We start from the raw sequence: 12388 nt of genomic DNA on the forward strand, positions 1-12388 counted from the left end.
TATATCTGATTGGCTTCGCCGCACATTTTCGGCTTTTTGTCAATACCTTTTTGCAAAAATTTACATTATATTCATAAAAATAGTCACAGGATCTTTGTTCACCCTGTGACTATTTTGTTTTTCCTTAGCTTAATGACATTAGGCTTTGCCGGGGGATGCTTATTTAGTACAGCAATAAATAGCATAATATTGTACATTAATGCCATTGACTATTCTGATATCATATGTTATAATAAATAAAATTATATTGCGTAAAATGCCATTTTCAAGGAGGAGTTTATGATTAATCGATATGACGCGCTCCGTATCCTCTCACAGTACGGACAGGAACACATTTTAAAGCACTATGATGAACTTGACGAAGCAGGCAAACAGGAGCTTCTTAGTCAGATCGAGATTATTGATTTTTCTGTTCTCGACAATCTTAATGCTGAAAAAAACAGTAATTCAGTTCGCGGAAAATTTGAGCCGCTTGGCGCCGTAACGATAGATGATATTGCCCAAAACAGCGATGAATACATAAAAATCGGAATTGAAGCTATTAAGGCAGGCAAAGCAGCAGCTGTACTTTTAGCAGGCGGACAGGGTACAAGACTTGGTTTCGATAAGCCAAAAGGAATGTTTAACATAGGCGTAAACAAAGAACTCTATATTTTCCAGTGCCTTATCAATAATCTAATGGATATTGTAAAGCTTGCAGATTCATGGATACCGCTGTATATCATGACCAGTGAGAAAAATCATAAGGATACAACAGAGTTTTTCAAAGAAAAGAATTATTTCGGATATGATCCTCAGTATATCCGTTTCTTTATTCAGGATATGGCTCCTTCCGTTGATTTTGACGGTAAGGTGCTTATGGAAAGCAAGTCAAAGATATCCATATCTCCCAACGGCAACGGCGGCTGGTTCTCATCATTGGTAAGAGCAGGACTTCTTGATGAAATAAAGGCTAAAGGCGTAGAATGGCTCAATGTTTTTGCTGTTGACAATGTTCTTCAGCGTATTGCCGATCCCGGATTTATCGGAGCAGTTATAAAATCAGGTCTACAATCAGGCGGCAAGGTCGTCAGCAAGGCTTCCCCGGACGAAAAAGTCGGAGTTCTCTGCCTTGAAGACGGTATGCCCTCTATCGTTGAGTATTATGAGATGACAGAGGAAATGCGCACTCTTCTCAACAAGAACGGAGAGCTGGCATATAAATACGGAGTTATCCTCAATTATCTTTTCAATATTGAAAAACTCGAAGAGATATGCGATAAAAAGCTGCCTGTACATATAGTTGACAAAAAAATACCTTATATGAACAATAACGGCACATATATTGTCCCGACCGAACCAAATGGTCATAAATTCGAGACTCTTGTTCTTGATATGGTTCATATGCAGGATAGCTGTCTTGCATATGAGGTAGTCCGTGAAAAAGAATTTGCTCCTGTAAAAAATGCTACAGGTGTTGATTCTGTTGATTCTGCAAGAGAGCTTCTTAAAGAAAACGGCATAACTATATAAAAGCAAATAACGACACTTTTGATTATTCAAAAGTGTCGTTGCCTATGTATAGAAAAAGTGGGTGTAATAATTACAAATGAAAAATCTTTTGAAATATCTGAATAATTATAAGAAAGAGCTTATATTCGGACCTTTTTTCAAGCTATTGGAAGCTATCTTCGAGCTTATAGTACCTGTTGTAATGGCAAGGATAATCGACAACGGGATAGGCAGAAACGACAGCTCGTATATTTTCAGAATGAGCGGACTTATTGTTCTGCTTGGTGTTTGTGGTCTTTGTTTTGCTTTGACCTGCCAGTACCTTGCGGCAAAATGCGCCTATGGCTTTGGAACAGAGCTTCGATCGGCGTTATATAAGCATATCAACAAGCTTTCATACAGCAATATTGATAAAATAGGAACTTCTTCGCTGGTGAACAGACTTACAAATGACTCAACAACTGTTCAGAACGGAGTTAATATGTTTATCCGTCTTGCGGTAAGAGCACCTTTTCTTGTTATAGGAGCTGCTGTAATGGCTGTGACCATAGATGTAAAGCTTTCGCTTATTTTCTTTGTAGTTGCGCCGCTTATTTCAATAATTATATTCATTATAATGAAAAAGACCGTTCCAATGTACAAAAAAACACAGAAATGTCTCGACAGAGCCTCAACCCTGACACGTGAGGGGCTGGAAGGCACAAGAGTAATACGCGCTTTTTCGCGTCAGCAGGAAGAAATAGATGAGTTCAGGGACGCTGTAGACGAAATATCAGCTTGTTCAATTGCCGTAGGTAAAATATCAGCTATACTCAATCCGGCAGCATTTATGATCATGAATCTCGGTATTGTTGCCGTAATATGGTTTGGCGGCAAACGAATAAATATCGGCGGACTTACACAGGGAGAGCTGACAGCATTCATCAACTATATGACGCAGATACTTCTCGCGCTTGTTGTCCTTGCAAACCTTATCGTTATATTCGCAAAAGCTCTTGCTTCTGCTAACAGAATAAGCGAGGTATTTGCACTATCGACTGAAAAAAGCGGTAATATATCAGATTTTAATAAAAAAACCGAAAGATTTATAGAATTCAGTGATGTTTCATTCTCTTACGAAGGGGCAGGCGATTATTCTGTGAAGAATATAAGCTTTTCGCTGAATAAAGGACAAATGCTTGGAATAATCGGTGGTACAGGCTGCGGAAAATCCACACTCGCCAACCTTATACCATGCTTTTATCGTGCAACAAAAGGTGAAGTAAGCATTTCGGGAGTAAACGTCAACGACTTCGATGCAGATTCACTTAGAAGCAGGATAGGCACTGTTCCGCAGAAAGCGGTGCTTTTCTCCGGGACCATACGTGAAAATATGCGTTGGAGAAAAGCTGATGCTACCGATAATGAAATAATCTCAGCACTAAAAATCGCTCAGGCATGGGAATTTGTTAAACAAACTAAAAGCGGACTGGATACCTTGATTTCTCAGGGAGGAAAGAATTTTTCAGGCGGCCAGAAGCAAAGGATAGCTATTGCCCGTGCGCTTATTGGTTCTCCTGATATCCTTATCCTTGATGATTCTACAAGTGCTTTGGATTACAGAACAGACCTTGCTCTGAGAAGGGCTATAAAAAGCGATATGCCGAATACTACCGTTGTAATGATATCTCAGCGAACCACGTCTCTCAAGGACGCAGATAAAATAATCGTTATGGACGATGGCAATGCTGTCGGGGTCGGTACTCATGATGAGCTTGTCGAAAGCTGTGATGTTTACCGCGAGATTTACTGTTCTCAGATGACACAGAAGGAGGGGAGAGAATAATGAAAAAAACACTAAAGAGAGTTTTCTCATATGCTCGTCCCTATATGAAGTTCTTTATTCTGACGGTGCTTTTTGCCGGCTTAGGAGTAGCACTTTCACTGTCTGTTCCTGTTTTTATCGGTGAAGCAGTAGACTGTTGTCTTGGTAAAGGCAATGTAGACTTCAATAAACTTCTTAAAATAATTATAACTCTTTCGGCTATAGTAGTTTCAAGCACCATTTTTCAGTGGCTCATGAGCTTGTGCACAAATAAACTTGCTTTTCTTACAATCCGCGATCTGAGGTCGGATATTTTCAACAAGCTCGAAAGAGTTCCGCTAAAGTATATCGACGGACATACAAAAGGCGAGCTTACAAGCCGTGTTATAAACGATATTGAGATAATTTCGGACGGATTACTACAGGGATTTACTCAGTTTTTCAGTGGTATCGTTACAATTATCGGCACTCTCATTTTTATGATGACCATAAATGTCAAGATCGCAATTGTTGTTGTAATCCTTACACCGCTTTCTTTTGTTGCAGCATCACGAATTACCAAAGCTTCTCATGATTCCTACGTGAAACAGTCAAAACTTCGCGGTGATATGGTTGGACTTGCCGAGGAAATGGCAGGAAATCAAAAAATAGTAAAGGCATTTGTTTATGACGAAAGAGCAGAAAAAAGATTCGACAAAATAAATAACGATTACGGAAAAATCGGAACTAAGGCTACATTTTTCAGCTCAATGACAAATCCGACTACACGTTTCGTAAATGGACTTATTTATGCATCAGTAGGTATGCTTGGAGCTCTTGGCGTTATTGGTTATTCCTCAATAATCGGCTATATGTCGGTTGGAAAGCTTTCAAGCTTCCTTGCCTATGCCAATCAGTACACAAAGCCTTTTAATGAAATATCAGGTGTTATCGCAGAGCTTCAGAATGCTATTGCCTCTGCACAACGTGTATTTGATGTTCTCGATGAAGAAGAGGTTTCTGATGATTACGGTAAGGAAAAGCTTACCTCTTGCGACGGAAGTCTTGAATTCGACGAAGTATTCTTCTCATATACTCCGGAGCGAAAGCTTATTGAAAATTTCAGCCTTGATGTAAAAAGCGGACAGCGTATAGCAATAGTCGGTCCTACAGGCTGCGGAAAATCTACCATAATCAACCTTCTGCTCCGTTTCTATGATATCAACAGCGGAATAATCAAAATATCAGGCAAAAACATCAATGATATAACTCGTGACAGTCTGAGAAGCTGCTTCGGAATGGTTTTGCAGGAAACATGGATATTTACAGGAACTGTAGCCGAAAACATTGCTTATGGAGCTCCGGATGCTACACGCGAGCAGATATACGAAGCTGCAAAGGCGGTTTACGCTCACGGATTTATAAAAAGGCTTCCAAACGGCTACGATACAGTTATCAGCGAAGACAGTGGTCTCTCCCAAGGACAAAAACAGCTTATATGTATTGCAAGGATAATGCTAATGAATCCGCCAATGCTTATTCTCGATGAGGCGACAAGTTCGATAGACCTGCGTACAGAACAGCGTATCCAGAAAGCTTTTCTGAAGCTTATGGAGGGCAGAACAAGCTTTGTCATTGCTCATAGACTCTCAACAATAAAAAGCTCAGATGTTATTCTTGTAATGAAGCAAGGTAATATCATCGAGCAGGGTGATCACAGTACGCTAATGAAAAAAGGCGGATTTTACGCAGAACTGTATAATAGCCAGTTTGCTTCATAAAAGTAAAAAAGAGTTTATTATGAAGCTCTTTTTGTTTCTTATAAAAAACTTTGTTTAATTCTTGACAAACTGCTCGAAATGTTGTAAAATAAATATGTATTTTTTTATGTATTGAAAGGAATGATCTTCAATGGGTTTAACTTTAACTGAAAAGATCCTCAAAGCACACTTGGTAGACGGCGAATACGTAAAGGGACAAGAGATCGGTATCCGTATCGATCAGACTCTTACTCAGGACGCCACAGGCACAATGGCTTACCTCGAATTTGAAGCTATCGGCGTTCCTCGCGTAAAGACTGAGCGTTCCGTTGCTTACATAGATCACAATACTCTCCAGAACGGTTTTGAGAACGCCGATGATCACAGATTCATCGGAAGCGTTGCAAAAAAGCATGGTATATACTTCTCACGTCCCGGCAATGGTATCTGTCATCAGGTACACCTTGAGCGTTTTGGTATCCCGGGAAAAACTCTTATAGGTTCTGACAGCCATACACCTACAGGCGGTGGTATCGGTATGATCGCTATCGGTGCAGGCGGACTTGATGTTGCTGTTGCTATGGGCGGCGGTGCATACTACATAACTTGTCCGAAGGTCGTTAAAGTTGAACTTACAGGAAAGCTGCAGCCGTGGGTAGCTGCAAAGGACGTTATCCTCGAAGTCCTCAGAAGAATGTCCGTTAAAGGCGGTGTAGGCAAGGTCATTGAGTACTGCGGTGAGGGCGTAAAGACTCTCTCAGTTCCCGAAAGAGCTACTATAACTAATATGGGTGCCGAGCTTGGTGCTACAACGTCTATCTTCCCATCTGACGAGATCACGAAGCAGTTCCTCAAGGCTCAGAAGCGTGAAGAGGTATGGACTCCTCTTGCTGCTGATGCTGATGCTGTATATGACGAGGAGCTAAAAATCAACCTCAGCGAACTGGTTCCTCTTGCAGCCTGTCCTCATTCTCCTGACAACGTTAAGAGTGTTGAAGAGATAGGCAGACTCAAGATAGATCAGGTGTGCATCGGTTCATGTACAAACTCTTCACTGCTTGATATGCTCAAGGTAGCGCATATACTTAAAGGCAAAACTGTAAATCCTGACGTATCGCTTGCTATCGCACCCGGTTCAAAGCAGGTTCTCAATATGCTTGCTCAGAACGGAGCGCTCTCTATACTTATCGACGCCGGCGCAAGAATACTTGAAAGTGCCTGCGGTCCTTGTATCGGTATGGGACAGTCTCCTAACTCAAAGGGTATCTCTTTAAGAACCTTCAACAGAAACTTTGAGGGGCGTTCAGGAACAAAGGACGGTCAGATATACCTCGTTTCTCCTGAAATGGCAGCAGTTTCCGCACTCACAGGTTATCTCACTGATCCGAGAGAGCTTGGCGATATGCCTGAATTCAAGCTCCCCGAAGAATTCGTTATCAACGACAATATGATCGTTCCACCGGCTTCAGTTGAGGAAATGGACAGCATTGAAATACTTCGCGGACCTAATATCAAGCCATATCCTGAGACTGCTCCGCTTCTTGAGACCATTGATGCGCCTGTATCACTCAAGGTGGGCGACAATATCACTACTGACCACATCATGCCTGCCGGAGCTAAGATACTTCCGCTTCGTTCAAATATCCCGAAAATATCACAGCACTGCTTTGCTGTATGTGATGAAAGCTTCCCTGAGAGAGCTAAATCTCTCGGCAAGAGCATAATCGTGGGCGGCTCCAACTACGGACAGGGCTCATCAAGAGAGCACGCTGCTCTTGCACCTCTTTATCTTGGTGTAAAGGCTGTTCTCGTTAAGTCATTTGCTCGTATCCATCGCGCAAACCTTATAAACGCCGGCATTCTGCCGCTTACATTTGTAAACGAAGCTGACTACGATTCTATCGCACAGGGCGACGAACTCGTACTCGCAGATGTCAGAAAGGCTGTTGAGGAAGGAAAGAGCCAACTTACAGTTGTAAACAAGACTAATGGCAAGGAGATACCTGTACTTTGTGAGCTTTCAGGACGTACAAAGGATATCATGCTTGCAGGAGGACTTCTTGACTTTACAAGAGAGTCTATGAAGTGATACCTTCAGGGAGACTGATAAATGTTTTGGCAGAATATTTTGAGCAACAGTATGATCGCTATGACGAGAATCATCAGACTGCCAAGAACTAAAAAAGACTGGATAGTTCTTTTTATCGGAGTAGTTATTCTCGGCGTTTTTGAATGGTTTTTCAAAAAAATCTTTCCTGATATGGATGATAAAAGAAAACGTATAGTAGAAACAATAGCAGTATTCGTTATTATTATCATACTGGAATTGATTATTTCTGACTGATTATAAGTTTAAGGAGGTTTTAACCTATGTCAAAAATCACTATGAAAACACCGCTTGTCGAAATGGACGGCGACGAGATGACAAGAATTCTCTGGCAGTGGATCAAGGAGACTCTCCTCGAACCATATGTAGAGCTGAATACAGAATACTACGACCTTGGTCTGAAACACAGAGAAGAAACAAAGGATCAGGTAACAATTGACTCCGCTGAGGCTACAAAGAAGTACGGCGTTGCAGTAAAGTGTGCAACCATCACACCTAACGCCGCAAGAATGCCTGAATACAACCTTACTCAGATGTGGAAATCACCTAACGGAACTATCCGTGCGGCTCTTGATGGCACTGTTTTCCGCACCCCTATCATTGTTAAGGGAATCGAGCCATATATCCCTACATGGACAAAGCCTATCACAATAGCTCGTCACGCATACGGCGATGTATATAAGAATACAGAAATGCGCGTAAACAAGGGCAGTAAGGCTGAGCTCGTTGTAACTGATGAAAACGGTAACGAGACACGTGAGCTTATACACGAATTCACAAAGTGCGACGGTATAATTCAAGGACTTCACAACCTTGACGCTTCTATCGCAGGTTTCGCAAGAGCTTGCCTGAATTATGGTCTCGACCTTAAACAGGATGTCTGGTTCGCTTCAAAGGATACTATCTCAAAGAAATATGATCACCGCTTCAAGGATATTTTCCAGGAGATATATGATAACGAGTACAAAGATAAGTATGAAGCAGCAGGCATTGAGTATTTCTATACTCTCATTGATGACGCAGTAGCAAGAGTTATCCGTTCAAACGGCGGATATATCTGGGCTTGCAAGAACTACGACGGCGATGTAATGTCAGATATGGTTTCTACAGCATACGGAAGTCTGGCAATGATGACTTCAGTTCTCGTTTCTCCTGATGGGATCTACGAATATGAGGCTGCCCACGGAACTGTTCAGCGCCACTATTATAAGTATCTCAAAGGCGAAGAAACATCGACAAACTCTGTTGCTACTATCTTCGCATGGAGCGGCGCTCTCAGAAAGAGGGGAGAGCTTGATAATACTCCCGAGCTTTGCACATTTGCTGACAAGCTTGAAAAAGCAACTATCCAGACTATTGAGGACGGCGTAATGACAGGAGATCTTTATCTTATATCAAAGCTTGACAACAAGAAAAAGGTCGATTCCAAGACCTTCCTTGACGAAATAAAGATCAGACTTGATAAATTAATGTAATAAGAGAGAAGGCATATAATAATGTCAAAGGACTCAATATCAAACTCTGTAATCAGAAGACTTCCTCGTTATTACCGTTTTCTCGGTGAACTTGAACATAACGGCTATATAAGAATATCCTCAAGAGAGCTTTCCGAAAAAATGGGACTTACAGCTTCTCAGATCAGACAGGACTTCAATTGCTTCGGTGAATTCGGTCAGCAGGGCTACGGTTATAACGTCAGTGATCTCCGACTTGAAATAGGCAAGATACTCGGACTTGACAAACAGACACCTATGATACTTCTCGGTGCAGGTAATCTTGGCAAAGCTATAGCTTCGCATATCGATTTTCATAACAAAGGCTTTGATCTTATCGGGGCTTTTGACGTAAATCCTGATATTATCGGTAAGGAGATAGGCGAACTCAAAGTCAGAAGCGTCGATGAGCTTAGTACATTCTGTGCTGAATACAAACCTGTTGCTGCTATTCTATGTGTTCCTATGAACGCAGCCGAAAAGCTTGCAAATACCCTTATAGAGTGCGGAATAAAGGCGTTCTGGAATTTTACTCATTATGACCTGAAGGTCACTCACAAGGGCATAGCTGTGGAAAATGTTCATCTTGGAGACAGTCTTACCACTCTTTCATATGGATTAAATAATCTTGAATCGGGCGAAAACAAATAAATCTTAAAACGAAGCAGGTAACTGCTTCGTTTTTTTATGTTGGGTTGTGAAAAAAATATCAAATTCCATAACGTGTTATATATAAACAGGAATTTTTATATTCGATATTTTTATATATAATTATAAGGTTTGAATAAAAATAAAAGCAATGTTTTTCCAAAAAATAAGATGCTAATAATAAAATATCAGAATAATGACCATTGGTTTTGTTGTGCTTTATGCCTATATTATTACGTATTGTAAGTCTAAAGAGTATAAAACTATAGTTGTTTTCCTGAAAAGTCAAAACCTACTAAATCAGTAATATAAAAACAAATATACTGCGGCTGTATTATATAAAATTTTTGAAAATTTATCATTGTTAATTATATATCAATATCAGAATAGCGATATTCTTAACTTGAATTTGAATTATTCATAATATGCTGTTATACTTAATATATGTGATAGTTTAAACTGTATTCTGATGTCTTTCGACACAGGATCCAATATTTTTCTGGGAGAGGATATTAAAATGGATTATCGCGTTGAACATGATTCTATGGGCGAGGTAAAGGTCCCTGCTGATAAGTACTGGGGTGCTCAGACCGAGCGCAGCCACGAAAATTTTCTTATCGGTGTAGGCATCGAAACAATGCCGCGTGAGATCACTCATGCACTTGGAATACTAAAAAAAGCTGCTGCTCTTGCAAATCATGAGCTAATGCCTGAAAAAATGACCGAAGAAAAGCTTGATGCTATCTGCCAGGCTTGCGATGAGGTCATAAGCGGTTCTCTGAATGAGCATTTTCCGCTTGTTGTATGGCAGACAGGCAGTGGTACTCAGTCCAATATGAACACTAATGAGGTCATTGCCAACAGAGGCAATGAGGTAGCAGGTTCAAAGCTGCTCCACCCAAACGACGATATAAATATGAGTCAGTCATCGAATGACACATTTCCTACAGCTATGCATATTGCAGCTGTTCTTGCTGTTGAAGACAAGGTTATTCCCGCTGTAGAGGCTCTTATAGAGACTTTCAGGCGACTCGAAAAAGAAAATGAAGGCATCGTCAAAAGCGGCCGCACTCATTTGCAGGATGCAACTCCTATCAAGTTTTCACAAGAGATAAGCGGCTGGAGAGCTTCACTTGAAAAGGATAAAAAAATGCTCCTTACCGCTTGTGAAGAACTGAAAGAGCTTGCCGTAGGCGGTACAGCAGTAGGTACAGGTCTTAATGCGCCTAAGGGCTTTGCTGACAAGGCAGCAAAAAAAATCAGTGAGCTTACAGGAAAAAAATTCATATCATCTCCCAATAAATTCCACTCCCTCACTTCAAAAGACGAAATAGTATTTGCACATGGCGCACTTAAAGCACTTGCAGCTGATATGATGAAGATCGCAAACGATGTTAGATGGCTTGCATCCGGTCCTCGTGACGGACTTGGCGAAATAAATATTCCCGAAAATGAGCCGGGTTCATCTATAATGCCCGGTAAGGTAAACCCGACACAGTGTGAACAGGTAACTATGGTTGCAGTACAGGTAATGGGAAACGATGTTACTGTCGGTATGGCGGCTTCTCAGGGTAACTTTGAACTCAATGTGTTCATGCCTGTCTGCGCATACAATTTTCTGCAATCTGCAAGGCTTCTTGCTGAATCCATAACTTCATTCAACAAGAACTGTGCTGTAGGCATCAAAGCAAATAAGGAGAAAATGCATCATAATCTCCATAATTCACTTATGCTGGTAACTGCGCTTAACCCTTATATCGGCTATGAAAATGCCGCAAAAACAGCAAAAAAAGCATATAAAGACAATATTTCTCTCAAAGAAGCCTGCGTTGAACTCGGTTTTCTCTCTGCTGAGCGTTTTGACGAAGTGTTCCATCCAGAGGAAATGGTCTGATCATACAAGAAAGGAATCGCATATATGGAAACCTTTACTTATTACCCCGGGTGTACATTGAGAACTAAAGCTAAGGATCTTGATACCTATGCAAGAAAAAGCGCTGAATTTCTCAGTATAAGACTTGAAGAACCAGCTGAATGGCAGTGCTGCGGCGGTGCTTATACTACTGCTAAAGATGAGATAGCCACAAAGCTTTCCGCTGTGAGGACGCTGAACTCTGCTAAAGAGAACAACAGACCGCTTATCACAGTCTGTTCAGCCTGTCATAACGTTATAAAGCAAACAAATTACGATATTTCAAATGACGGAGAACTGGCAGAAAAGGTCAATAACTATCTGAAGCTTTCTCAGCCTTATAATGGTGAAACTACCGTTTATCACTACCTTGAAATGCTCCGCGATGTTGTAGGATTCGATAACCTTGCACAAAAGGTTGTAAATCCTCTGAAAGGAAAGAAAATCGCTGCATATTACGGATGTCTGCTTCTTCGCCCTTCAAAGGCGCTTGCTATGGACGATCCCGAGAATCCGTCTATAATGGAGGATTTTATTAAAGCTATCGGCGGAACTCCTGTTATATACGCTCAGAGAAACGAGTGCTGCGGCGGTTATATAACACTTGAGGATAAAGCTCAGGCTGTCAAAAGAAGCAGTGCTGTTGTTCATTCAGCTAAAGATCAAGGCGCTGATATGATAATCACTGCCTGTCCTCTGTGTCTTTATAATCTTAAGAAAAACTCAGATTCAGAGCTTCCTGTATATTATTTTACAGAGCTGCTTGCTGAGGCTCTTGGCTTGAAGGAGGTTCAAAATGGATAAGAACTTAAAAGAACAGGTCCTGCGTTCAAGCGGTGTCAATGTGCTTAAATGTATGCGCTGCGGAAAATGCTCGGGAACCTGCCCTTCATATGACGAAATGGAATATCATCCACATCAGTTCGTATACATGGTAGAACGAGGAGACATTGAGACACTGATGAATTCAAAATCAATATATAAATGTCTTACCTGTTTCGCCTGTGTAGACAGATGTCCCCGTAATGTTGAGCCTGCAAAAGTAGTAGAAGCTGTGCGTCTTGCAGCAGTACGCAAGCAGGGCAATAATCACATGAATCCAAATCAGATACCCGAATTGCTCGACGATGATCTGCCTCAGCAGGCTATCGTTACTGCATTCAGAAAATACATAAAGTAAGGAGAGACAGCACC

The 12388-nt window shown here is 41.2% G+C and carries 10 protein-coding genes; all 10 read left to right on the forward strand.

The window, feature by feature from the left end:
• Positions 1–279 precede the first annotated feature (279 nt).
• Positions 280–1512: a UDPGP type 1 family protein gene (locus tag K5677_RS11590; protein ID WP_296728184.1), complete on the forward strand. Its 1233-nt coding sequence runs from the start codon at positions 280–282 to the stop codon at positions 1510–1512.
• A gap of 76 nt (positions 1513–1588) precedes the next feature.
• On the forward strand, positions 1589–3316 hold the full coding sequence (locus K5677_RS11595) for an ABC transporter ATP-binding protein (RefSeq protein WP_296728186.1): 1728 nt from the start codon (positions 1589–1591) through the stop codon (positions 3314–3316).
• Positions 3316–5055: an ABC transporter ATP-binding protein gene (locus K5677_RS11600; protein ID WP_296728188.1), complete on the forward strand. Its 1740-nt coding sequence runs from the start codon at positions 3316–3318 to the stop codon at positions 5053–5055. The genes K5677_RS11595 and K5677_RS11600 overlap by 1 nt, the downstream gene beginning before the upstream one ends.
• A gap of 130 nt (positions 5056–5185) precedes the next feature.
• Positions 5186–7123: an aconitate hydratase gene (locus K5677_RS11605; RefSeq protein WP_296728191.1), complete on the forward strand. Its 1938-nt coding sequence runs from the start codon at positions 5186–5188 to the stop codon at positions 7121–7123.
• Positions 7124–7144: 21 nt separating this feature from the next.
• Positions 7145–7378 carry a hypothetical protein gene (locus K5677_RS11610; protein WP_296728194.1) on the forward strand — a complete coding sequence of 78 codons (234 nt, stop codon included), beginning with the start codon at positions 7145–7147 and terminating at the stop codon, positions 7376–7378.
• 26 nt (positions 7379–7404) lie between these two features.
• Positions 7405–8616, forward strand: a complete 1212-nt coding sequence (locus tag K5677_RS11615) for an NADP-dependent isocitrate dehydrogenase (RefSeq protein WP_296728197.1) — start codon at positions 7405–7407, stop codon at positions 8614–8616.
• 21 nt (positions 8617–8637) lie between these two features.
• On the forward strand, positions 8638–9285 hold the full coding sequence (locus K5677_RS11620) for a redox-sensing transcriptional repressor Rex (RefSeq protein ID WP_296728200.1): 648 nt from the start codon (positions 8638–8640) through the stop codon (positions 9283–9285).
• Positions 9286–9799: 514 nt separating this feature from the next.
• Entirely contained in the window at positions 9800–11176 is a 1377-nt protein-coding gene (gene fumC / locus K5677_RS11625) for a class II fumarate hydratase (protein ID WP_296728202.1), read from the forward strand.
• 24 nt (positions 11177–11200) lie between these two features.
• Complete coding sequence (locus tag K5677_RS11630; RefSeq protein WP_296728204.1) at positions 11201–11998, forward strand: CoB--CoM heterodisulfide reductase iron-sulfur subunit B family protein; 798 nt, start codon at positions 11201–11203, stop codon at positions 11996–11998.
• Positions 11991–12374: a 4Fe-4S dicluster domain-containing protein gene (locus tag K5677_RS11635; RefSeq protein ID WP_296728207.1), complete on the forward strand. Its 384-nt coding sequence runs from the start codon at positions 11991–11993 to the stop codon at positions 12372–12374. Before K5677_RS11630 ends, K5677_RS11635 begins: the two co-directional genes overlap by 8 nt.
• The last annotated feature ends 14 nt before the right edge of the window (positions 12375–12388 follow it).

It is taken from the genome of Ruminococcus sp. (genome assembly GCF_024684275.1).